Origin of the sequence: Chryseobacterium viscerum, from assembly GCF_025949665.1 — a bacterium.
GTDB lineage: Bacteria > Bacteroidota > Bacteroidia > Flavobacteriales > Weeksellaceae > Chryseobacterium > Chryseobacterium viscerum_A.
Genome location: NZ_JAPDFT010000001.1, coordinates 1,005,587 through 1,028,370, shown reverse-complemented (window position 1 = coordinate 1,028,370; position 22,784 = coordinate 1,005,587). Strand labels below are relative to the sequence as shown.

Sequence of the window (22,784 nt, the reverse complement as noted above, 5' to 3'; positions counted from 1 at the left end):
AAAAATAATAATTTTAAACAAAAAAACCGCTCCCCAAAGGAAGCGGTTTCAAAAGTTTATCTAAAATCCCGATTAGAATATCGCTGGATATTTCTGAGGATTTGTTTCATTAAACATTGCATAGATTTTCTCTACCATATCATCTGTAGACGGCTTGCTGAAATAATCACCATCACTTGCATAAGCAGGTCTGTGATCATTTGCAGAGATCGTCAACGGATCTGAATCCAGATATCTGAATGCTTTCTGCTTTTCAAGAATCTGCTGTAAGATGAATCCTGTAGTTCCACCTTCCACATCTTCGTCAATTACGACTAATCTGTTGGTTTTTTTAACACTTTCAGCAATTTCGTGAGATAAATCGAAAGGAATCAACGACTGAATATCAATTACTTCTGCAGAAATCCCTAGTTTTTCCAATTCATTGGCTGCTTCAGTTACAATTCTCCATGTAGACCCGTAAGTAACCAAAGTAACGTCTTTTCCTTCTTTAGTTACTTCAATTTTCCCTACAGGAACAGTGAATTCACCTAAGTTATCCGGCTGTTTTTCTTTTAATCTGTATCCGTTCAGACATTCTACGATGATCGCAGGTTCGTCAGCCTGAAGCATAGTGTTATAGAATCCTGCTGCTTTCGTAAGATTTCTAGGTACTAATACTAAAATACCTTTTGAAAGGTTAAGAATCCCTGCCATTGGAGAACCTGAATGCCAGATTCCTTCTAATCTGTGACCTCTAGTTCTGATAATCAACGGAGCTTTCTGACCTCCTTTAGTTCTGTAATGTACGGTTGCCAGATCATCACTCATTCCCTGTAAACAGTAAAGAACATAGTCTAAGTACTGGATTTCTGCGATTGGTCTTAAACCTCTCATCGCCATACCAATTCCCTGTCCAAGAATCGTTGCTTCACGGATTCCTGTATCAGCGATACGTAAAGCACCATATTTTTCCTGCATTCCTTCCAATCCCTGGTTTACGTCACCAATGTTTCCGGTATCTTCACCAAAGATTAAAGTTTCAGGATATTTTTCAAAAATTTTGTCAAAGTTATTTCTGATCACTACTCTTCCGTCTACATCTTCAGAACTGTCAGAATATACCGGTTTGATCTCCTGGATATTTTCAGACTTCCATTCCGATTGAGAATATAAGTGAGAAGAATAGTTATCTTTCTCCACAGCAGCCACTTCATTGTATTTCTGCATCAGCTGAGTTCTTTCTGCAGAGTTTGTACCTCTTGTTGCCAGTAAAGTTTTTCTTACTAGATGGAAAATATCTTTTTTAGCTTTTGAAACAAGCTTATTGAATTGAGAAATATATGTTTCCACTTCAGTATTCTGCCCTTTAAGGTTTTCTACTAAAGGTAGAACAGACTGAATAAGTTCTGAAACTGCTTTCTGATAGTTTTCCCAAGCGGTTTTCTGTCCTGCTTTTGCGATCTTTTTTGCCTCTTCATCAATAGTTTCCAGCTCTTCAGCAGTCGCAATTACTTCTTCATTTCCATCAATATCAATAGAATAGTTCAGGATCCACTCTTTGAATTTTGCCAGTCCGTCATACTCAGCTTCCCAAGCCAGACGTTCTTCATTTTTATATCTTTCGTGAGATCCGGATGTAGAGTGCCCCTGAGGCTGGGTAACATCAATTACATGAACCACTACCGGTACACTTTCTGTTCTTGCAAAATGTTCTGCCTTAGCATATGCATCCAATAATGCAGGATAATCCCAAGCTTTCACCTGAATGATTTCACATCCCTGGTTCTCTCCTTCCTTTCTCTGGAAACCGCTTAGCATCTCACTGATATCAGCTTTTGCTCTTTGATTTTTAGTAGGAACCGAAATTCCATATCCATCATCCCAGATAGAAACAATCATAGGAACCTGAAGTGCACATGCTGCATTCAAAGTTTCCCAGAAGTGTCCTTCTGCTGTAGAAGCATCCCCAATAGTTCCGAAAGCAATTTCGTTACCTTCTCTTGAGAATTTTTCTGAACCGTCAAATTTTACACTTTTATAGATTGTAGAAGCCTGAGCCAATCCTAATAATCTCGGCATCTGTCCGGCTGTAGGAGAAATATCAGAAGAAATATTTTTCTGACCTGTCAAATCTTTCCAGCTTCCGTCTTCATTTAAACTTCTTGTTGCGAAATGCCCGTTCATCTGTCTTCCAGCTGAAGCAGGCTCTCTTTCCACGCTTGTATCTGCGTACATCTGTGCAAAGAAACTTTCTACTGTTAAGGCATCTATTGCCAATGCAAAAGTCTGATCCCTGTAATATCCTGAACGGAAGTCTCCATTTCTGAAAACTTTCGCCATTGCAAGCTGAGGAAGTTCTTTTCCATCCCCAAAAATTCCGAATTTAGCTTTTCCTGTGAGTACTTCTCTCCTTCCGAGATAAGACATTTCACGAGAGATCCTTCCTAACCTGTAGTCTTCAAGTATCTGATTTTTAAAATCTTGAAAGGATATTTGCTGTGTTTCAATGTAGGTTGTTTGCATAGCTAAGTAAAAAAGTTTTTTAATCTTCAAGTATTTTGCTAATATACACTTTTTAAATTAATTTTAATTTTTAATAATCTTTTTTAAAAATTTGATAATAAAAAAAATTGTGCTTTATTTTGAAAAAAATTGTAAAAGATGGAAAAAAAATCACCTCACATTTTGAATGCCTCGAGCAATCTTTTAGGGTTTTCATTGATTATCATGACGTCTCTAAAAATCGCTAAAATCAGTCAGAATACGCATTTAGACGAATTTGCAGGTCTTGCCAGCATCTTTTTTGCATGCAGCTGCTTTTTCTCATTTCTGGCTATCAGAACGAAAACGAAAAAACGGGAATCCACCTTTGAGAGTATTGCGGATTATTTATTTTTAATCGCTTTATTTTGTATAGTTCTGGCAGTTATCATTGTAAGTCTAAAAATAATTTAATTTAAAAACACAAATTCAATTATCATTATCAAACTATAAGTCATAGATTTTTATCGATAATCGCTTATTTTCATTCCTCTGGTATATTATTTGAAATTAACATTAATAATTTTTTAAAAACACTAGAAAATGATGAAAAAATTACTTACCGTAGCTAAGGTTTTTGCCTTTTCTACACTTTACTTTGCACAGGTAGGAATAAATACTTCCAATCCTCAGACGACCTTTCATATTGATGGGGCTAAAGATAACCCAACATCCGGAGTTCCTTCTGCAGCACAACAATCTAATGATTTCACAGTGACTAATACCGCACAAATAGGAATAGGAACTGTTACTCCAACAGAAAAACTGGATGTAAGTTCGGGAAATGTACGTGTCCGAAATATTAATTCCAATATAGGAGTTGGCGGAACAGACAGAGTAGTGGTTGCAGATACCAATGGTGTTCTGAAAACTATAGATTTTACAGCCTATTCACTATTCCATGCCCGCCTGGCAGCTGATCAGAATATCAGTAGTGCAGCTTCTATTGTGACATTAATGTTTGCCAGCCCAGTTGCTACTTCCCCATTTTATTCTTATAACACTTCTTCAGGGGTTCTAACTTTTAATCAGGCCGGTAATTATCTGGTGACTTTACAGGCAAGTTTTACAAATATTTCTGCAGGAGCACAATTACTTTTAGGGATCAGACCAGTTCCGGACAGTAACTATCTGGGAAGAGGAAGCCATTATGCAGGAGCTGCAACTCCTACCCTAACAGCTTCAACAAGAATTGGTGAACTAATGAATTACACGACTGTAATTGTAGTGCCTACAGCTGGGTATCAGATTCGTTTTACAGCAGCTCCTAATCAAGCATGTACGATTTTATCAACAGAGATGGGACCTACAGGAAATGGAAATGTAACCAATGTAACGGTACAGAAAATATAAACAGGAAAACATTGATAAAAGGTTTCGGCGCACCTGTGGTGCGCCGAAACCTTTTTTATTTATTAATATTTTTTTAAAACTTTCTTTCAATTACATAATCCAACATGCTATGCAGCGATTTTCTTGCCTCAGAATCCGGGAAATCGTTCAGAAGATCTTTCGCTTTCTGCTGGAAATCTTTCATTACCTTAATGGCATATTCCAATCCTCCCGAGTTTTTAACGAATTCTATAAGCTCTTTTACACGTTTGGGGTTATTGTTATAACGTTTTATAGTATCGAAATAGTACTTTCTATCCTTCTCACTGGCTATTTTCAGGGTATGAATTAAAGGCAGGGTCATTTTCTGTTCTTTAATATCAATTCCTACGGGCTTTCCGATCACATTTGAACTTAAATAATCAAAAAGGTCATCTTTGATCTGAAACGCCATTCCTGTAAAGGTTCCGAAGTCCATCATCTTCTTAGCCAGAACTTCGTCTGCATTGTTAGAAAGAACTCCTATTTCACAGCAGGCAGCAATGAGAGTAGCCGTCTTCTGACGGATAATCTCATAATAAACATCTTCTGTAATATCCAGTTTTCTGGCTTTTTCCAGCTGAAGAAGTTCTCCTTCTGACATTTCACGGATGGTTCTGGAAATTACTCCAAGCAAGTCATAATCTTTGTGGTCTGTAGATAGTAAAACTGATTTTGATAAAAGATAATCTCCCACCAAAACCGCAATTTTATTTTTCCATAGCGCATTGATTGAAAAGAAATTACGACGTTTAAAACTTTCATCTACTACATCATCATGTACCAGAGTAGCTGTATGGATTAGTTCGATCATAGAAGCACCGCGGTACGTCTTCTCTGTCACCTCTCCTACCAGCTTGGCACAAAGAAATACAAACATAGGACGCATCTGTTTTCCTTTGGTGGTAACAATAAAACGGGTTACTTTATCTAATAAAGCTACTTTACTCTGCATTGATTCATAAAACTTCTGTTCAAAAAGTTTCATTTCATCATTGATCGGTCGTTTAATCTCTTCTACTGTATTTGCCACAATCTGCGATGCTGGGTGAATAATTATTAATTCTCACAAAGATAATTTTTTTCGCTCAATTTTAAGATAAAATTAATCTTTCAGTTCATCTTTCGGGATAAAATAAAAAGAGGGTTTTGTAGTTCCCAATGGAGATTTGAATTTTTCACCGGAAATATAAATTCCCGTTTCATCTACACTTATTCCTTCAATCTGTGATAATGAAAGAGCTGTTCCCAAATAATAGTGCTTTGGTTTTTGCTTGAAAAATATTCCGGGCTCTGTTTCTGTAAAAATATCTAAAAAGACTTCTGTTTTCTTAGTATATCCTATCAAATAAAGCTTTTTATCAAAGTAAGAAGCATCCGTTACCACAAAACCTGTTTTATAGGTTTCTGTTTTTTCTGCCTTTTGCAGTTCTGAAATGTCAGGATCTACGATATAATGGGAGGTTGCTTTTGACGCCCATTCTTTAGTAAATATATGCAGCTTTCCATTTAAATAAATCATGGCTTCTGCATCGAAGTCATTCTTTGTATTTTTAGAAATGAATTCAGTCTGTTCAGGATAATAAAAAGAAATTGTCGTTCCATCTAAAGCTCTTTCTGAACCAGGAATTTTAATGTTTATAGATGTATCAAGACGTTCGTAAGGAACTTTATAGATCATCAGATTTTTCCTTGTTCCTGCATTATTTCCAAAATCTCCTATATAAAAATTCTCACCGTCATTAGCCAAAGCTTCCCAATCATTATTAATCAGATTGGTTTTCAGTGTTCGGATAATTTCGCCATTATTTTTATCAATTTCAAAAAGCTCGGCTGGATTTCCACTATCGTTGAAAGTGTATAATTTTCCGTTTAAAATATCCAGTCCGGAAGTTTCTTCAATTTTATCATTCAGATAATTAACTCTGTATTTTTTTATTTTCAGAAAGTCGGTCTGCTGGGAAAATGCAGATTGAGTAATGATGAAAGTGAAAATCAGAAGGAGTTTTTTCATAAGACAAAAGTAGGGTTTTATTCTGAGCTAGAGGGTTTGAGAGTTGGAGGGTTTGAGTGTGGTTATGGGAGTACGAGATTTCAGGTTTCGGGTTTCGGGGATGTGAGTTTGAGAGTGAAAGTGTACAAACTACACGCTTAGTCTATCTATCCATACACTTTGTCATTCCGAAGGAATCTAAATATTGTATGCAACCTTTGAAAAAGAAATATCCATTAAAAAAAACAGAAAAACGGACTAAAATAGTCCGCTCTTCCTTAGATTTCTATTGATTTTAAAAACAGGCTTAAGCAGTTTTCTGCTCTTCCTGAGTTTGCTGTTGTTCTTTCTTTTTGGCCTGTTTTGCAAAATATTCTTTCTGGTATTGCCTTACCGTCTTTCCGGTTCCGTCATGTCTCCATCCCGGTGAATTGAAAATATAATTGATCCTGTCTGTAAACTTTAATCCGGGCTGCTTCAGATCTTTCCAGATTTTTCTCCATTCATAAAAAAGTACCGTATCTGGTCTGTTATCAGGCATTTTAGGATAGATTCCATATTTTACGGGAATATTAGGGTCCTCTTTTTGAAAGGTTCCAAATATTTTATCCCAGATGATCAGACACATTCCCATATTTTTATCCAGGTATTTTACATTGCATGCATGATGAACGCGGTGGTGGGAAGGAGTCACAAGAATATATTCTAAAAATCCCATACTCTTCACTGTTTGTGTATGAACCCACGTTCCATATACCTGACCAATAGCATAAGCCACCATAATATGCCATGGATTGAATCCTAAAAATGCAAGCGGTGAAAAATATAAATATCTGTAAAGCGGCTGTAGGACAGGACTTCTGAATCCTGTTGTAAGGTTAAAATATTCTGAACTGTGGTGCGTGATATGAACTGCCCAGAATGCTCTGGAACGGTGGTCAACATAATGCAGTACATAATAAGCAAAATCTGTGATGATAAAACAAGCCAGCAGATACCATACACTAAGATCCCATGAAAAAAGCCTGTGATTGTAGAAGAAAAACATAACGCCCATGGCAAATGCTTTCATGATAAGGTCCAGACCAAAATTCATTAAGGCCAGATAAACATTTGTAGCAAGATCTTTCCCACTATATAACTTAGCCTCTGAAACGTGGCTGTAAATCATTTCAGCTAAAATAACAGTTGCATGCAACGGGATAGCCCATGCATACACATTTTCCAGCCCATCCTCGCTCATAAGAAAATCCATCATCACAAAATAATTTGTGCAAAGGTAGGGTTTTAACCTTTTTTTAAGGAAGTTTTGATTTTTTTTAAGGAAATTTTAATCCGTTGCTTTGTTGGCCAATTGCCCGCAAGCTGCATCAATATCACCTCCGCGGCTTCTTCTGACCATTACAGTAATACCTGCATTTTCAAGCTGACGGATGTAGTTTTCTTCCGCCTGTTTGTTACATTGGTCATACTTACCATCACCAATCGGGTTGTATTGAATAAGGTTTACTTTTGAAGGAACCTGTTTGCAGTATCTGATTAAAGCTTTAATATCTTCATCTCCGTCATTGATTCCTTTCCATACACAATATTCAAAAGTAATGACAGAACCTGTCTTTTGATACCAGTACTGAAGGGACTCCATAATATCCGTCAACGGGAATTTATCAGAGAAAGGCATGATCTCGTTACGTTTGGACTCGATAGCAGAGTGAAGGGACAAAGCCAGTTTCACACGCAGTTCGTCATCAGCAAGCATTTTGATCATCTTTGGAATACCGGATGTAGAAACGGTAATTCTTCTTGGAGACATTCCCAATCCTTCCGGCTGGGTAATTTTTCTGATGGCCTCCACTACGTTTTTGTAATTCATCATCGGCTCTCCCATTCCCATAAATACGATATTGGAAAGCGGTCTCTCGAAGTACATTCTACTCTGGCTGTCAATCAGAGCTACCTGATCTACAATTTCAGCCACTTCAAGGTTTCTCATCCTCTTCAGTTTTGCTGTAGCACAGAATTCGCAGTTTAATGAGCATCCTACCTGCGAAGATACACAGGCTGTAGTTCTTGTTTCTGTAGGAATAAGAACAGACTCCACCATCAGTCCGTCATGAAGTTTCACTCCGTTTTTGATGGTTCCGTCAGTACTTCTTTGAAGAAGATCTACGGAAACAGGGTTGATTGTATATTCTTCGGAAATTTTTTCACGAAGTGATTTCGAAAGATTCGTCATTTCATCTATCGAATGGAGATTTTTACTCCACAGCCAGTCATAGACCTGTTTCGCACGAAACGGTTTTTCTCCTAAAGACTCAAAGTAATCTTTAAGCTGGTCCAGTGATAATATACGGATATCTTTCATTATAAGGTTGTAGATTTTAGGTGGCAGGTGGCGGGTAACTACTACCTGCCACCTTTTACCTATTATCTTTTTTATAGAATTAACATTGCGTCACCGTAAGAATAGAATTTATACTTTTCTTTTACGGCTTCTTCATAAGCTTGCATTACGAAATCTTTTCCAGCAAACGCAGCAATCATCATAAGAAGTGTAGACTTCGGTGTGTGAAAGTTTGTGATCATTGAAGTAGCTACTCCGAAATCGTGAGGCGGATAAATGAATTTATTGGTCCATCCGTTGAAAGCAGAAATCTTTTTGTTTGAAGAAACAGAAGTTTCCAGTGCTCTCATTGTAGTAGTTCCTACCGCACAAACTCTTCTGTGAGATTCTACCGCTCTATTGATAAGGTCAGCATTTTTCTCATCGATGATGATCTCTTCAGATTCCATTTTGTGCTTAGAAAGATCTTCTACCTCAATCGGGTTGAATGTTCCCAATCCTACGTGAAGTGTTACTTCAGCAAAATTGATCCCTTTGATCTCTAATCTCTTCATCAAATGCTTAGAGAAGTGAAGACCTGCAGTAGGTGCTGCAACAGCTCCTTCTATTTTAGCATAGATAGTCTGGTATCTTTCTGCATCTTCCGGCTCTACAGCTCTTTTGATATACTTTGGAAGTGGAGTTTCTCCCAATTCTTTTAATTTCGTTCTGAATTCGTCGTAAGAACCGTCGAATAAGAATCTTAACGTTCTTCCTCTTGAAGTAGTGTTATCAATAACTTCCGCTACCAAAGATTCATCTTCAGTGAAGAATAATTTGTTACCAATTCTGATTTTTCTTGCCGGATCTACCAAAACATCCCAAACTCTGGTTTCTTTATCAAGTTCTCTTAATAAGAAAACTTCAATTTTAGCACCTGTTTTTTCTTTATTTCCGTAAAGACGGGCAGGGAAAACTTTAGTATTGTTGAAGATAAACAAATCATCCTCATCAAAATAATCCACTACATCCTTGAATAATTTATGCTCGATAGTTTGTGTTTTTCTATCAAGTACCATTAATCTAGCTTCATCTCTGTGCTCTGATGGGTGTTCTGCTAATAGTTCCGCAGGAAGATCAAAATTAAAATCTGATGTTTTCATTTTTTAAATTACGGTTTAAAAATTATTGAAATTACAAGGTGTAATTTTCGGAGTGCAAATATACGACATTGAATACCCCTTTGTCAAGTATTATTTACAATGAAATATAAAACCGTGATTTTACGGGGAATTTTAAACTTAAAAAGTTTTACTTTTGGGAAAATTAAAATTCAGCATGGAGCCAGTAAGCACAATCTATTTCCTTAATAATCCGTATCCTGACGGTCATAAAATCGTTACATTCAACTGGAGCGGACGGATTGATGAATATGGGTTTATCTGGTTTGATTTTCATTTAAAAACTGAAAATTATTATGCAAATGATGATGACAGCGACGAAGAAGACGAAGATTTATCAGACTGGGACTCCAAAGTCGTATGGGGAAATTACCATGCCTGTACTCTATCGTCAAATTATTGGGGTGAGCAAAGAGGAATAAGAATTAACAACCTTGATGAGAAACTTGACTTCGATGCTGTTGTTAAAAATAACCTTTTCAGCAACGATCTTCCATCTGAACAACATTTTGATGATGATGATCTGGTATTCAATATTTATCTGCTGGGACATGACAGTTGTGCCGGCCATCAGATACAGTTTTCAAAAACAGACAGTAGTCAATATGATATTACTTGGACCGGTAAAATAGCATTAACTTACGCTGGTGATGATGAGTTTTCTCATGATTTCAAAGCAGAGATTTTCAATGCAGAATTTGAAGGTTTTCATTATCCTAAAACCTGGTCAGTAGAAAAAGCAACGGAAATGTTCAAAGCTAGACTTGCCAACTTTGAAACCTATGAATTTGTGGATCTGAATCCGAAAAGTAATAAGAGAGAATACAAATTAAACAGAATCAAATCGATAACCGCATAAAAACAACCAATCAAAAAAATTATCATTATGAGTAAATATTCAATTGAAGCATTTATCAACGAAACAAAAGAGAATCCGCAGCAAAGAGATTATTTTGAACTGGAAACCAAACATCTTCTGGAAATCAACCTTAATAATCAGGCAGTATGGACCAAAAAAGGAAGTATGGTAAGCTATGTGGGAAATGTCAATTTTGAAAGACAGGGAATGCTTGCCGGAGGAATTGGAAATCTTCTTAAAAAAGCAATCAGCGGGGAAGGAAGTAAGCTTATGAAAGCGGAAGGAACCGGAAAATTGTATGTGGCAGATTCCGGAAAAAAAGTACGTATCCTTTATCTGAACAACGAGTCAGTATGTGTGAACGGAAATGATGTTCTTGCCCATGAGCAAAGTGTAAAAAGTGATATTACCATGCTTAAGAGTATTGCAGGAATGATGTCTGGCGGACTTTTCCAGGTGAAACTTTCAGGAACGGGACATATTGCCATTACAACTCACGGAGATCCATTAACTCTACTGGTAACTCCTGATACGCCTGTGTTCACAGATCCTAATGCTACTGTTGCATGGTCCGGAAATCTGAGCCCGGAACTGAAAACAAATGTTTCTTTCAAAAGCCTTATCGGAAGAGGAAGTGGTGAAGAATTTCAGATGAAGTTCTCAGGCCACGGATGGGTATTGATTCAGCCTTACGAAGAAGTTTATTATATGGAAAAATAAACCCGGCAAACCTTAGAGGGAATTTTGTATTTTCGTAGTACTTATTAAAACAATAGCAAATGAATACTCTGATAAAGCTATTTTTTCTGACCGTTATAATTCCTAATATAATTATAGCCCAAAAACCAAAGAATAATTACGAATACAATATAGATCTTCTTCATATGTCCAACGATGAAGTCCGGGTTTCTTTTGCTCCGCCCAGGAACAATCTTCAACAAGGTAAGTTTATTATCCCTAAACTGGTTCCCGGATTTTATCAGGCTATGAATTTCGGCCAATATGTTTCAGATTTTTCAGCTACCGACAAGAACGGAAAAAAAATACTGACAGAACGCCTGGATAAAAACAGCTGGCTGGTACACGATCTTAAACATGTACACCAAATATCATATCAGGTAGCCGACGGTTGGGATTCTTTAAAAAATGATACCCAGGAAGCCAAATCTCCAGGCAGTATGTTTATCAAAGACAGCGTTTTTGTAATCAACTATAATTCTTTAGTGGGATATTTTGAAGAAATGAAAGATAATCCTTATCAGATTAATATTACAAAAAACAAGGACTTTTACGCTTCTTCTGCCCTGGATTATAAGCAGAAAAATAAAAATACAGATATTGTCTGGGCAAAAGATTACCGGCAATTGGTAGATTCTCCTGTTTTATATTGCGTTCCTGATACTACATGGCTCAAAATAGGTCATACCAAAGTGCTTGTATCATTCTATAACAAGAAGGAAAGACATTATTCTAAAACGATTGCTAACGAAATAGAGAACATTCTGAAAAATCAGCAGGCTTATCTTGGCGGAACATTACCGGTCAACAAATATGCTTTTTTGATTTATTATGAATCTTCCAATGAAAACGGATATCTGGGAGACGGGCTTGAACACTCCCACTCTACAGTCTGCCTGTACCGTTCAGGAAGTATGAAATTTCTTCCGAATGCTTTAAACAGAGTGGCTTCTCATGAGTTTTTCCATATTGTTACCCCTCTCAATATTCATTCAGGAGAAATTCAACATTATGATTTTCTGAATCCTGTCATGTCTAAGCATCTTTGGCTGTATGAAGGAATGACTGAATATGCTACGATTCATATGCCTATCAAACAAAAAATGATCAGTCTGGAAGATTTTGAAAAAAGCCTGGAAGAAAAGATACATGGTATGAAAGAATTTGATGATAAATTTTCTCTTACTGAATTGAGTAAAAACTCCATGGAAAGACAGGATCAGTATATGAATTTTTACATGAAAGGAGCATTACTTGGATTATGTCTGGACATAAGGCTAAGAGAACTCTCAAACGGAAAAACAGGAACTCAGGATCTGATGCAGATGCTTATGAAAAAGTATGGAGAGGGTAAATATTTTAATGATGATGAACTTTTTGATGAAATTACCAAAATGACCTATCCGGAAATACGTGTATTTTTCAAAGATTATGTAGAAGGTACCCAACCTATTCCATTAAAGGAATATCTGGAAAAAGCAGGTCTTAGCTATGATGAAACAACCGGAAAAGTAACTACGATACCTAATCCCGATTCAAAACAGCTGGCTTTAAGAAAAGCATGGATTAATCAATAGACTTTCAAACGAAATTATAAAAGTGAAAAGAGCTAAAGAGTAAAAATTATTTAGCTCTTTTACCCTATTTCAAACATTCTTAAACCATCTTACTCTCTAGCCCGGAAACTCTTTCACTCCCAAATCCTCCAGCTTCCCCTCCCTCACCTGATATTATCCATCACCTCATCGGGATTTACAAAAGTTTTAATATATTTAGGAAAAAAATAGATGGACAATAGTAATTCGCGCAGGAATTTTCTTAAGACAGCAGCTTTAGCAAGCTTTGGGGCATTGGTTTTACCCAATTCATTATTCGCCTATTCCAATGATTTTAAAACAGATAAAAAAGTCCGTGTCGGTTTCATCGGCGTTGGTCTTCGTGGGCAGGAACATGTGAAATTACTGGCAAAACGCAATGATGTAGAGATTGTAGCATTTGCAGATCCTGAGAAAAGAATGCTTGCTGCTTCTCAAAAAATATTAAAAGACAACAATAAACCGGCTGCTCAGGAGTTTTCCAACGGGGAATATGACTATAGAAATCTATTAAAATTAAAAACAATAGATGCTGTTGTCATTGCTACTCCATGGGAATGGCACCTTACACAGGGTGTAGAAGCTATGCGTGCTAAAAAAATTGTGGGCATGGAAGTTTCCGGAGCAATAAAGCTTCAGGACTGCTGGGAATTTGTAAAAGTATACGAGGAAACAAAAGTTCCTATCTTCATGATGGAAAACGTGTGTTACCGAAGAGATATTATGGCCATTCTGAATATGGTTCGTAAAGGGATGTTCGGAGAATTAGTTCACGGAAGAGGTGGTTATCAGCATGATCTGAGAGGTGTGCTTTTCAATGACGGGGTTAATCCTTACAATTCCGGTGCAGAGTTCGGAGAAAAAGGATTCAGTGAGGCAAAATGGAGAACCGAACATTATGTAAAACGTAACGGAGAACTTTATCCTACACATGGATTAGGTCCGGTTGCCATGATGATGGATATCAACAGAGGAAACCGTTTAACAAGACTTTCTTCATTCTCTTCAAAATCTGTAGGACTTCATAAATATATTGTAGAACATCCTAAGGGAGGAGAAAATCATCCAAGTGCCAAAGTAAAATTCAATCAGGGAGATGTGGTAACTACGCAGATTGCCTGTGCCAATGGGGAAACCATCCTTCTGACTCATGATACAAGTTTACAGCGGCCTTATGATTTGGGCTTCCGTGTTCAGGGAACTGAAGGATTGTGGCAGGATTTCGGATGGGGAGATTTCAATCAGGGTCATATTTATTTTGAGAAAACAATGAACCATACCCACCGTTGGGACAATACAGAAAAATGGATGACAGAACACGATCATCCGATGTGGAAAAGGTTTGAAAATACTGCTGCAGGAGCAGGACATGGCGGAATGGATTTCTTTGTAATGAATACTTTTATTGAATGTATCAAACGAAATATAGAATTCCCGATGGATGTGTATGACCTTGCTTTATGGTATTCCATTACGCCGTTGAGTGAAGAGTCTATTGCCAAAGGCGGTCAGGTAGTTGATATCCCTGATTTTACCAATGGAAAATGGAAAACCCGTAAACCTGTATTTGGAATGACCGATGAGTTCTAAGAAAACACTACTCATATTAGCAGGCGGATTAGGCAGCAGATATAAAGGGCTCAAACAGGTAGACGGAATACTCAATAATGGCTCACCGATTCTGGAGTATTCTATCTTTGATGCTCTGGAAGCCGGTTTCCAAAAAGTAGTTATTATTGTCAATAAACTGATTCCTGAACGTTATATTGAAAGACTCAACAGCATTTCAGAAACTAAGAATTTTGAGCTGCATTGGGTATATCAGGAAATAGATAGTATTCCTATTTCACTGGAAGGTTTTGATTATCCTGATCGTGAGAAACCATGGGGAACTGCTCATGCTGTTCTTTGTGCCAAATATTCAGTACAGGAGCCTTTTGTGATGATTAATGCGGATGATTTTTACGGAAAAGAAGCGTTTCAATTGGCCGCAAATGAAATTAACCATCATCATATCTCAGATTCACAATTGGGAATGATTGCTTATCCCGTAGGAACAACGTTGAGTGATAATGGAGCTGTAGCCAGAGGAATATGCACGCTGGATCCGGAAAATTATCTGATCAAAGTTGAAGAACAAACTTCCATTCAAAAAATAAATAATTCTATCGTTTATATTAAAAATGGAGAAAATGTAAAATTAGATCCTGATACTTTGGTATCCATGAACTTTTTTATACTCCATCCTCATATTTTCTGTTATCTGGAAGCCTATTTCTATGACTTTATCGAATCTGATCCACTACCAACTCAGGAATTTTATATTCCTTCTGCTGTACAGAGAATGATAGATGAAAACAGAGTACAGGTAAAGGTAAAAGCGTCTCTGTCTCAATGGATGGGTGTCACTTATGCCGATGATAAAGAGGAAATTAAAGATTTTTTGATTTCAGAAGTTAGAAACAATAGATACCCGGAAAATTTATGGAGCTAAGCGATATTGTTATCCAATTTATTGGTACAGATCATTACGATCTCACTCCTATTACTGACGGGTTGATCAATACCACCTATCTTTTGGAAAATAAAGATCAGGGGAAAAAGTTTATCTTACAGAAAATCAACAATCATGTTTTCAAACGGCCGGAGGTGATCGTTAATAATCATTTAATGATTAATGAAATTCTCAGGTCAAATAACTATCAGTTTCAAATTATTGAGCCTATACCTTCTCTTACCGGTAAACTTCTGGTAAAAGATACAAATGATGATCCATGGCGTATGTTGAGCTTTGTAGAAAACAGTGTTTCTTTTCTTACCGTTCCATCACTGCAGACGGCATTTGAAGCAGCTAAGACCTTCAGTTATTTCCTTACTACCGTTAATACTGAAAAGCTGCCTGCTATTGAAGATACACTTCCTGATTTCCTTAATTTTGAGAAAAGGGTTGCAGATTATAAAAATGCACTTAAAGATGCGGCTCCTCAATTAAAAGAAAATGCAAAGGCTGAAATAGAAATCACCAATCAGCTTCTGTCCTTGCCTGATCAATGGATCGAAATGGAGAAAAACAATCAGATTCCTAAAAGAATCATACATGCAGATGTGAAAATCAGCAATATCCTCTTCGATCAGAATCATAAACCATTAGCTGTCATTGATCTGGATACTATGATGATTTCCACGATTTTATATGATTTTGGAACAATGATCCAGTCTTATACCAATACAACTCATGAAGATGATGGAAATGCCAGAAACAATTTCAAACCTGAAATGTATAAGGCTGTAAAAGAAGGGTTCTTATTCTATTTAAAGGAAAAACTTACCCCGGAAGAATCTGACAATCTTGATTATGCTGCACAAGTCGCTATTTATATTCAGGAACTTCGTTTTTTAACGGATTACCTAAATGGAAGCACCTATTATTCTACGAAATATCCTGAGCATAATTTAGACCGGACCAAAAACCAACTGGAGCTGTTGAAGGGATTAAGGGAATATCTGGGATGTGAATGATGTTAAAAAATCCTTTAATTTTCTATCAAGATTAAATACAAAATTTAGATTCCTACGGAATGACAAAGTGTACGCATAAATAAAGCGCTCTGTTTGTCATTCCGTAGAAATCCCCACTCTTACAAACAACGCCCTAACTCGTAAACCCTCCCATTCTCAAACTCTCAAACCAAAAACTCCAGTATTCTCTTCCACTCCTCCAGCTTCTTCTCAAAGGAAACGGTATGAAGCGGACTTGTAGAAGGCAATAGGAAAATGGGCAGTTTATAATCTTTTCCCAGCAGTTTTTGTAAATTTTTATGAGATTTTCCACCATTGCAGAATATGGCTTTGACATTTGGGTATTTTTCCAGCAGTTCATCAATCTGGTTGGCCTCTTCATTTCTGATTTCGGAATCCAGGCTTCCTTTTCTTTCGCAGGAATCAATAACGTCCCAAAGAGCAATGTGATGTTTCATGATGGTTTTGATTCTTTGGGTATAATCTTCAGTAAATTCTTCGTTCAGCAACTCAAAAATAATTTTCCAGAATTTATTTTGCGGATGGGCATAATATTGTTGTTTTTCCAATGATTTCACGCCCGGAATTGAGCCTAAAATTAAAATTTCAGATTGGGCATCAATAAGGGGTGAAAATGAAGAAATACGGTTTTGCATATTCAAATATATAGATTTTATTTCTCGCAGATTATGCAGATTACACAGATTAAAAAATATGTTGCTATTTAGGTTTTGGCTAAAGCCATTGAATTTCTGGGCATAAAAAAAGCGGGCTAAAGCCCACTCCTATTGATATTTATTTTGTTTCTATTATAAAGTTTCTTTCAACCAATCAAAGAATTCTCTCTGCCATACCAATCCGTTTTGTGGATGAAGTACCCAGTGATTTTCGTTCGGGAAGTACACCAGTTTAGATTTTAATCCTCTTAATTTTGCAGCCTGGAAAGCTTCCTGTCCCTGCTCGTAAGGAACACGGAAATCAATTCCTCCCTGAACGATCATGATAGGTTTATTCCATTTATCTACAAAATTGCTTGGATTGAATTCTGTATAAGCTTTTGGCTGTGGTTTTTCCCATGGTGAACCAAGATCCCAGTTTGCAAACCAAAGCTCTTCAGTAGTAAGATACCATGATTTCATATCAAATAATCCATCATGAGCGATGAATGTTTTGAATCTGTTTTCATGGATTCCTGCCAGCATAAATACGCTGTATCCTCCGTAACTCGCTCCTACTGCGGCTACTCTGTCTCCGTCTACATATGGTAAAGTTTTCGCAAAGTCTGTTGCTGCCAGATAATCTCTCATTGGCTGCCCGCCCCAGTCTCTTGAAATCTCTTCATTCCATTTTGTACCCCAGCCTGGCATACCTCTTCTGTTTGGTGCTACCACGATATAGTCGTTGGCTGTCATCAGGGCAAAGTTCCATCTTACGCTGAAAAACTGAGTAAGAGCAGACTGCGGACCACCCTGGCAGTATACCAAAGTAGGATATTTTTTGTTTGGGTCAAAGTTTGGCGGATAGTGGAACCACACGCCCATTTCCTTACCGTCTGAAGTCTTCACCATCTTAAGTTCAGATTTCCCCTGAGCCAGCTTAGCATATGTTTCTTTATTGGCTTCAGTCACCTGCTTCATTTCTCCGTTTTTAACGTTTACAGAGAATAATTCTGTGGCATGGTTTACATCTGTTCTTCCTACTAAAAGTGAATTTTTATTGTCTGTAAAGATTTCGTTTACGTCAAAATCTCCTTTCGTAATCTGTTGTACTTTTGCTGATTTTGAATCCAGAGCAAAAAGCTGTTTTGTTCCTCTGAACGCTGCTGTGAAGTAGATCGTTTTTGAATCTGCACCCCAAAGTACATCTCCTGAAACACTTTCATCCCAACCAGAAGTTAAATTAGTTGTCTTTCCTGACTTCCAATCCATGATTTTCACATCATTCTTATCTGCTTCATATCCATCTCTGGCCATGCTCTGCCAGATCAAAGATTTTCCATCCGGACTGAATTTAGGATTTACATCATATCCTTTGTTGGATTCTGTAAGATTTTTGGTTGTTCCTGATGCTAAATCGTAAGCAAAAATATCTGTATTGGTACTTGTAGAATAGTCTTTTCCACTTTTAGGTTTTGTAACATATAAAAGCTGTGCAGAATCTGAACTCCAGATAAAGTCTTCAGCACCCCCGAAAGGTCTCTGAGGAGAATCCCACATTTTTCCTTCCAGCAGGTCTTTAGCTGATTCTGCTTTATCAGAAGTATTCACTACAAATACATGGTTGTATTTTCCTTCATTGAAATAATCCCAGTGTCTGTGGTTCAGATCTGTATACACCTGAGCCGTAGTTTTAGGAGTATCGCTGAATTTATCTTTCCCCATTACTTTTTCTACCAATACCTGCTTGCTGAAAGCAATTTTCTTCCCGTCCGGAGAAATTACGATATTGTCTACTTCACCAATGGTATAAAATTCTGTCCAGGTTTTTCCTGCATCTTTAGAAAGATAAATTTTATCACCTTCCTGAGCATAAATCCCATTTTTATCCCATTGAATAAGGGCTTTTTTACCGAAATCAATTTTGGAAGACTGATTATTAAGAACATTCAGAAAATAGTTCTCATTTTTTGTTTTTTCTGTTTTCAGATCAACCTGTCCTACTTTATAGATAAGAGAACCCTGATCCGGTGAAACAGCCTGTACTCCAACTTTTTTCAAAGTCCAAAGAATTTCAGGCGTCATTACTTGTTGTGCATTCATTAAAAGCGGAGCTGCCAAGGCCAGCAGACTGTACTTAAGTTTCATATGTTGATATTCATTTTTTAACGGATGTACGGAATCCTGCTGATTTCATACCCTCCTTTTATTAAACTCAAAGATTGCCAAAGTTAACTATTAAAATAAAATTAACGAAAGAATTAACATTTAAGTTTTCTAAAGTTTAAAGTAAATCATTTATCAATTGGTAAATTCATTAATTTTATAAAAAACAAACTAATACCCATATTTCATGAAAAAGTTTCTGCTTATTTCGTCATTTCTTCTATCATCATTCTTTTTTTCACAGTTAACGATAAGTCCTTTTGCAAGTCATTATGATAATCCTTATCAAGCCATTATTTCAGGAAACGGCACAATTTATTATACGACTGATGGAAGTACACCCACACTAAGTTCTAGTTCTGCCCTCAACAATGTGCAGATTCCTATCGACCAGAATAAAGAAATCAAAGCATTTCTTGTTAACGGACAGGGAAATTCCTCAGCTATCATCAGTAAAAAATATTATACGGGAAGTATTCCTGATGCTGTTATTTATTTTAAAGCACCTTCTACCTGGACGGGCGGAAGCTGTGTCATGATTGATATGATTAATCCCAATTCAATTAACGGATTTGCAATAGATACGTTATGGCCCGGAATAGTGATGCAGCCTGCAGGATGTGAAACCTGGTACAAAATCACCAGAAATTTTGAAAATGCCAATGTACGTTTTAATAATTGTTCTCTTTTTGAAAATATTCCTCCGGCCATCAGTACGAATTTGATTCCGATGGGAAGTACTTTGTATTATGATTTTACAGATGGAGTGATAACAACTCCACCTTCATGCCTGTTTTTGGCAGCTCATGAAACACAGCTTAAAAACAACACCGTTTTGATCAAGGTTTATCCGAATCCTGTTTCAGATGTTTTAAAGGTGAATACAGACAGAAACTTCAAGGAATATGAAATTACAGATGTGAACGGAAGAGCTATTGTAAAGGGTCAGTTTGTAAAAGAAATTTTAATTAATCAGCTTATTTCTGGAAATTACTTTCTAAAACTGAAAGACCAGCAGGGAAATTTGGTTTTACTGAAATTCATTAAAAAATAAAAAAATCCGCTCGTTGAGCGGATTTTTTTATTTTGATTTATTATGATTTTAATTAATCTCCATCTGAGAACATTGAATTCGCCAGAGACGTCACGATTGACAATAATATACTGAAGATAAATGCCCACCAGAAACCATCTACCACCATACTATCTATGAAGTAGTCTGCAATCAGGATAATTCCGGCATTGATTACCAAAGCAAAGAATCCTAATGTAAGAATGGTCAACGGCAGACCGAACAGGCTTAAAATAGGCTTTACAAATATGTTAAGAACCCCTAGCACAATAGCAAAGATAATGGCTGAAGAAAATCCTTCAAAATGTACTCCCGGTAAGATTTTAGTTAAAAGATAAGCTACAATTGCTGTTACAAATAATCGGATAATTAAGTTCATTGAGTTATTTTTTAATGTTTATGGGGTGTATGGAGCAAAAGCCATTCCATTCCGGAAAAAAGAATCCTTTGAAACCCTTTATTTAAGGAATATCTTGTCTTTTTTTCTTTAATGTTTTATTTTATTTTCATCATTGTGACCAATGAAGTCGCCACATGGCTTTCTGAGTCTGATCCTTCAGTCTGAACATAGATTTCTGTTCTCACCACAATGATTTTCCCTCCGCCTTTGATGACATAGGATTTTGAAACCAAAGCATCACCCATGGCAGGACGAAGGTAATTCACTTTCAATTCAACAGTTACCACATAACAGTCTTCTGCGTAATGGCTCACCGCTGCATAACCTGAAGAAACATCTACCAAAGAAGCAATCATAGCCCCATTAAACATTCCGGCTTTCCTGGTCATCATTTCCATTTTAGGAATCTTCATGGATATAAAATCGGTTTCTACTTCCAGCAGTTCTGCTTTATAGAACTGTAAAGTTTCCGAACGGTTGAAGCTGTCTGTGATGAGTTTTCTTTTTTCTGGAGTCATTACTTTTTGAATTTGTATGTAAAGGTAGAAATTGATTTAAAGATTAAAGAATTTAAAGATTAAAAATTTTCCAGTGGCAAGAAGCTTTGAAGGAACTGATATAAACTTATGCTGCTGTTTAATTTCTACATGAATATTTAAACCTTATAGGTTTGCTGATATGTGGTTTGTTCAGCAATAATCAAAATTTTTCAGTTCAAAAGATTAGCTTTGCAGAAAAGCTTTACTATGGGTTTAAAAAGGTTTTTCCAATTTTTAGGTTTAGTGGCAGGCTCCAGTTTCCAGGCGCAGACTCTGCATTTGTATGGCGGCGCAGATCAGGACCAATATCTGGGATGCTTAAACTGTGATAAGTTTGATAAGAATTCGATATGGAACAAGTTTAGCGATTATGGAAATGCCTTCAGTTCAAAATCTATCTGGAATGCCTATGGAAATTACGGAAGTCCCTACAGCACCTACTCTCCATGGAATGAGTATGGAGCTTATCCTCCGGCAATTGTAGATCAGGATGGAAATTTCTTTGGGTTTCTTACTGTGAATCCTTATAAATCTGAAAGATCAGAGCTGGAACTGGCTGCGATTTTGTGCAAGCATCATGAGGAGATTAAAAATGATGTTAGTGGCTGGCATGAGAAATTGTTCCGGTAAACCACCCCGTCAAAAACTCTTTGAATTTTCGTCCCCCCTCCGGAAGAGGGAAATTTTCACGCCTTCAGTTGTAGTATTTGTAGTAGGACAAAGATTATAAAAGTACAAGACTGGATTCCTTCAGAATGACAAGGTGTACGGATAGGCTACATTTTACAAGAATTTTTTTTAACTTTCACATGATTCAATTCAAAACGAACTTCATCCATTATGCTGAATGATTATAAAAAATACGAATTGTTTGGAAAGACTCTGATACAGAAAATTGATATGACGGGCCCATTCAGATATGATTTTCCGGTTTCGGAGCAAGCCTGTTTTCTGTATGTGATTAAAGGAGAATTTCAATATAAAACAGATGAGCAGGAATTTGATGTTCCTACCCATTATTCCCTGTTTCTGAACTGTATCAGTTCTGGAAAGCATATTCAAAATTCAAATTCAGAGGATAATTGTCAGGTCGTAATCGTTACTTTCTACCCGGATATTTTGAAAAGAATCTATGACAGAGAATTGCCTTTATTACTGCAAAGACCTGCCAATAATACTTCAACTCCGTCCAGTGAGAAAATAAATAATGATTTTCTAATTCAAAAATATGTAGAAGGATTGCTTTTTTACTTTGAAAATCCTTCACTCATTAATGAAGATATATTAATACTTAAACTGAAAGAGATTATGTTGCTGCTCGCCCAATCACAGAATGCAAATACCATTCAATTGATTTTGTCTCAACTTTTCTCTCCAACAACTTATTCTTTTAAGCAAATCATTGAAGCCAGCTTATTTTCACAACTCACCATTGAACAGCTTGCGGAACAATGTAATCTGAGTATATCATCCTTCAAAAGAGAATTCGCAAAACTCTATAATGATACTCCTGCCAACTATATAAGAAACAAAAAGCTGGAAAAAGCTGCCGAATTACTTTTAATATCCGATGAACGCATTACTGATATCGCATTGGACTGCGGATTTAATGATCTGGCTACTTTCACAAAAAATTTCAGCGACAAATATCTTGTCACTCCTTCCAATTACCGTCATCAACAGAAAGAAAAATAATTGAAAAGCATTTTATACAATGATAAGGACATTTCTTATTTCAATAAGGAATAATATTTTCTGGACTAAAATCTCAAATTCTTGAACTAAATCACAAAGTCATTTCTGTGTTTCTATCGCAAATTTGTACCGTCAGCTTCAGGGAATAGAAGTA

At 36.6% G+C, this 22,784-nt stretch carries 21 protein-coding genes; 11 read left to right on the top strand and 10 right to left on the bottom strand.

Annotation, left to right across the window (positions count from 1 at the left end; translation table 11 throughout):
• Nucleotides 1-72: 72 nt before the first annotated feature.
• Nucleotides 73-2,505: a thiamine pyrophosphate-dependent enzyme gene (locus tag OL225_RS04700; RefSeq protein WP_264517435.1), complete on the bottom strand. Its 2,433-nt coding sequence runs from the start codon at nucleotides 2,503-2,505 to the stop codon at nucleotides 73-75.
• Between the two features lie 138 nt (nucleotides 2,506-2,643).
• Between OL225_RS04700 and OL225_RS04695 the strand changes: the two genes are divergently transcribed.
• Complete coding sequence (locus OL225_RS04695) at nucleotides 2,644-2,937, top strand: hypothetical protein (RefSeq protein ID WP_047378204.1); 294 nt, start codon at nucleotides 2,644-2,646, stop codon at nucleotides 2,935-2,937.
• Between the two features lie 129 nt (nucleotides 2,938-3,066).
• Entirely contained in the window at nucleotides 3,067-3,876 is an 810-nt protein-coding gene (locus OL225_RS04690) for a hypothetical protein (protein ID WP_052184794.1), read from the top strand.
• A 73-nt stretch (nucleotides 3,877-3,949) separates the two neighbouring features.
• Here the strand turns inward: OL225_RS04690 and OL225_RS04685 are convergent, their stop codons facing one another.
• The 5 genes from OL225_RS04685 to queA all read right to left on the bottom strand — a co-directional run bounded on the left by OL225_RS04685 (nucleotide 3,950) and on the right by queA (nucleotide 9,373).
• Nucleotides 3,950-4,927, bottom strand: coding sequence for a polyprenyl synthetase family protein (locus OL225_RS04685; protein ID WP_047378205.1), 978 nt, complete (start codon nucleotides 4,925-4,927; stop codon nucleotides 3,950-3,952).
• Nucleotides 4,928-4,999: 72 nt separating this feature from the next.
• The gene (locus OL225_RS04680) at nucleotides 5,000-5,908 is read right to left on the bottom strand and encodes a hypothetical protein (protein WP_264517434.1); all 909 of its coding nucleotides are present in this window, start codon (nucleotides 5,906-5,908) and stop codon (nucleotides 5,000-5,002) included.
• A gap of 286 nt (nucleotides 5,909-6,194) precedes the next feature.
• Nucleotides 6,195-7,145: a sterol desaturase family protein gene (locus OL225_RS04675; RefSeq protein WP_047378207.1), complete on the bottom strand. Its 951-nt coding sequence runs from the start codon at nucleotides 7,143-7,145 to the stop codon at nucleotides 6,195-6,197.
• Nucleotides 7,146-7,217: 72 nt separating this feature from the next.
• Entirely contained in the window at nucleotides 7,218-8,252 is a 1,035-nt protein-coding gene (gene rlmN, locus OL225_RS04670; protein WP_047378208.1) for a 23S rRNA (adenine(2503)-C(2))-methyltransferase RlmN, read from the bottom strand.
• 71 nt (nucleotides 8,253-8,323) lie between these two features.
• Nucleotides 8,324-9,373: a tRNA preQ1(34) S-adenosylmethionine ribosyltransferase-isomerase QueA gene (queA, locus tag OL225_RS04665; RefSeq protein ID WP_047378209.1), complete on the bottom strand. Its 1,050-nt coding sequence runs from the start codon at nucleotides 9,371-9,373 to the stop codon at nucleotides 8,324-8,326.
• A gap of 154 nt (nucleotides 9,374-9,527) precedes the next feature.
• Between queA and OL225_RS04660 the strand changes: the two genes are divergently transcribed.
• From OL225_RS04660 to OL225_RS04635, 6 genes are all read left to right on the top strand, one after another.
• Nucleotides 9,528-10,250 (top strand): hypothetical protein, encoded by a 723-nt coding sequence (locus OL225_RS04660; protein WP_264517433.1) that lies wholly within the window; start codon nucleotides 9,528-9,530, stop codon nucleotides 10,248-10,250.
• Between the two features lie 27 nt (nucleotides 10,251-10,277).
• A complete protein-coding gene (locus OL225_RS04655; RefSeq protein ID WP_047378211.1) occupies nucleotides 10,278-10,970 on the top strand; it encodes an AIM24 family protein in 693 nt (230 codons plus the stop codon).
• 59 nt (nucleotides 10,971-11,029) lie between these two features.
• Nucleotides 11,030-12,565 (top strand): hypothetical protein, encoded by a 1,536-nt coding sequence (locus OL225_RS04650; protein ID WP_264517432.1) that lies wholly within the window; start codon nucleotides 11,030-11,032, stop codon nucleotides 12,563-12,565.
• A 210-nt stretch (nucleotides 12,566-12,775) separates the two neighbouring features.
• Nucleotides 12,776-14,173 carry a Gfo/Idh/MocA family protein gene (locus OL225_RS04645; RefSeq protein ID WP_047378212.1) on the top strand — a complete coding sequence of 466 codons (1,398 nt, stop codon included), beginning with the start codon at nucleotides 12,776-12,778 and terminating at the stop codon, nucleotides 14,171-14,173.
• Nucleotides 14,163-15,077 carry a nucleotidyltransferase family protein gene (locus tag OL225_RS04640; RefSeq protein ID WP_264517431.1) on the top strand — a complete coding sequence of 305 codons (915 nt, stop codon included), beginning with the start codon at nucleotides 14,163-14,165 and terminating at the stop codon, nucleotides 15,075-15,077. The genes OL225_RS04645 and OL225_RS04640 overlap by 11 nt, the downstream gene beginning before the upstream one ends.
• Nucleotides 15,068-16,102, top strand: coding sequence for a phosphotransferase enzyme family protein (locus tag OL225_RS04635; RefSeq protein WP_264517430.1), 1,035 nt, complete (start codon nucleotides 15,068-15,070; stop codon nucleotides 16,100-16,102). Before OL225_RS04640 ends, OL225_RS04635 begins: the two co-directional genes overlap by 10 nt.
• A gap of 164 nt (nucleotides 16,103-16,266) precedes the next feature.
• Here OL225_RS04635 and OL225_RS04630 read toward each other — a convergent pair whose 3' ends face one another.
• Together OL225_RS04630 and OL225_RS04625 are read right to left on the bottom strand one after the other, a co-directional pair.
• The gene (locus OL225_RS04630) at nucleotides 16,267-16,758 is read right to left on the bottom strand and encodes a DNA-deoxyinosine glycosylase (protein ID WP_047378214.1); all 492 of its coding nucleotides are present in this window, start codon (nucleotides 16,756-16,758) and stop codon (nucleotides 16,267-16,269) included.
• A 153-nt stretch (nucleotides 16,759-16,911) separates the two neighbouring features.
• Complete coding sequence (locus OL225_RS04625) at nucleotides 16,912-18,906, bottom strand: S9 family peptidase (protein WP_047378215.1); 1,995 nt, start codon at nucleotides 18,904-18,906, stop codon at nucleotides 16,912-16,914.
• Between the two features lie 205 nt (nucleotides 18,907-19,111).
• On the opposite strand from OL225_RS04625, the gene OL225_RS04620 reads away from it, so the two are divergent.
• Nucleotides 19,112-19,978 (top strand): chitobiase/beta-hexosaminidase C-terminal domain-containing protein, encoded by an 867-nt coding sequence (locus tag OL225_RS04620; protein WP_264517429.1) that lies wholly within the window; start codon nucleotides 19,112-19,114, stop codon nucleotides 19,976-19,978.
• A 52-nt stretch (nucleotides 19,979-20,030) separates the two neighbouring features.
• Here OL225_RS04620 and OL225_RS04615 read toward each other — a convergent pair whose 3' ends face one another.
• Nucleotides 20,031-20,375 (bottom strand): phage holin family protein, encoded by a 345-nt coding sequence (locus OL225_RS04615; RefSeq protein WP_047378217.1) that lies wholly within the window; start codon nucleotides 20,373-20,375, stop codon nucleotides 20,031-20,033.
• 116 nt (nucleotides 20,376-20,491) lie between these two features.
• Entirely contained in the window at nucleotides 20,492-20,914 is a 423-nt protein-coding gene (locus OL225_RS04610; RefSeq protein ID WP_047378218.1) for a PaaI family thioesterase, read from the bottom strand.
• A gap of 228 nt (nucleotides 20,915-21,142) precedes the next feature.
• Between OL225_RS04610 and OL225_RS04605 the strand changes: the two genes are divergently transcribed.
• Nucleotides 21,143-21,565, top strand: coding sequence for a hypothetical protein (locus OL225_RS04605; protein WP_264517428.1), 423 nt, complete (start codon nucleotides 21,143-21,145; stop codon nucleotides 21,563-21,565).
• A 210-nt stretch (nucleotides 21,566-21,775) separates the two neighbouring features.
• Nucleotides 21,776-22,630 (top strand): helix-turn-helix domain-containing protein, encoded by an 855-nt coding sequence (locus OL225_RS04600; RefSeq protein ID WP_264517427.1) that lies wholly within the window; start codon nucleotides 21,776-21,778, stop codon nucleotides 22,628-22,630.
• Nucleotides 22,631-22,784 lie beyond the last annotated feature (154 nt).

Coding starts and splice junctions, on each gene's coding strand:
- OL225_RS04700 (WP_264517435.1), bottom strand. CDS start 2,505: ATGCAAACAACCTACATTGAAACACAGCAAATATCCTTTCAAGATTTT.
- OL225_RS04695 (WP_047378204.1), top strand. CDS start 2,644: ATGGAAAAAAAATCACCTCACATTTTGAATGCCTCGAGCAATCTTTTA.
- OL225_RS04690 (WP_052184794.1), top strand. CDS start 3,067: ATGATGAAAAAATTACTTACCGTAGCTAAGGTTTTTGCCTTTTCTACA.
- OL225_RS04680 (WP_264517434.1), bottom strand. CDS start 5,908: ATGAAAAAACTCCTTCTGATTTTCACTTTCATCATTACTCAATCTGCA.
- OL225_RS04675 (WP_047378207.1), bottom strand. CDS start 7,145: ATGATGGATTTTCTTATGAGCGAGGATGGGCTGGAAAATGTGTATGCA.
- rlmN (WP_047378208.1), bottom strand. CDS start 8,252: ATGAAAGATATCCGTATATTATCACTGGACCAGCTTAAAGATTACTTT.
- queA (WP_047378209.1), bottom strand. CDS start 9,373: ATGAAAACATCAGATTTTAATTTTGATCTTCCTGCGGAACTATTAGCA.
- OL225_RS04655 (WP_047378211.1), top strand. CDS start 10,278: ATGAGTAAATATTCAATTGAAGCATTTATCAACGAAACAAAAGAGAAT.
- OL225_RS04650 (WP_264517432.1), top strand. CDS start 11,030: ATGAATACTCTGATAAAGCTATTTTTTCTGACCGTTATAATTCCTAAT.
- OL225_RS04645 (WP_047378212.1), top strand. CDS start 12,776: ATGGACAATAGTAATTCGCGCAGGAATTTTCTTAAGACAGCAGCTTTA.
- OL225_RS04640 (WP_264517431.1), top strand. CDS start 14,163: ATGAGTTCTAAGAAAACACTACTCATATTAGCAGGCGGATTAGGCAGC.
- OL225_RS04635 (WP_264517430.1), top strand. CDS start 15,068: ATGGAGCTAAGCGATATTGTTATCCAATTTATTGGTACAGATCATTAC.
- OL225_RS04630 (WP_047378214.1), bottom strand. CDS start 16,758: ATGCAAAACCGTATTTCTTCATTTTCACCCCTTATTGATGCCCAATCT.
- OL225_RS04625 (WP_047378215.1), bottom strand. CDS start 18,906: ATGAAACTTAAGTACAGTCTGCTGGCCTTGGCAGCTCCGCTTTTAATG.
- OL225_RS04620 (WP_264517429.1), top strand. CDS start 19,112: ATGAAAAAGTTTCTGCTTATTTCGTCATTTCTTCTATCATCATTCTTT.
- OL225_RS04615 (WP_047378217.1), bottom strand. CDS start 20,375: ATGAACTTAATTATCCGATTATTTGTAACAGCAATTGTAGCTTATCTT.
- OL225_RS04610 (WP_047378218.1), bottom strand. CDS start 20,914: ATGACTCCAGAAAAAAGAAAACTCATCACAGACAGCTTCAACCGTTCG.
- OL225_RS04605 (WP_264517428.1), top strand. CDS start 21,143: ATGGGTTTAAAAAGGTTTTTCCAATTTTTAGGTTTAGTGGCAGGCTCC.
- OL225_RS04600 (WP_264517427.1), top strand. CDS start 21,776: ATGCTGAATGATTATAAAAAATACGAATTGTTTGGAAAGACTCTGATA.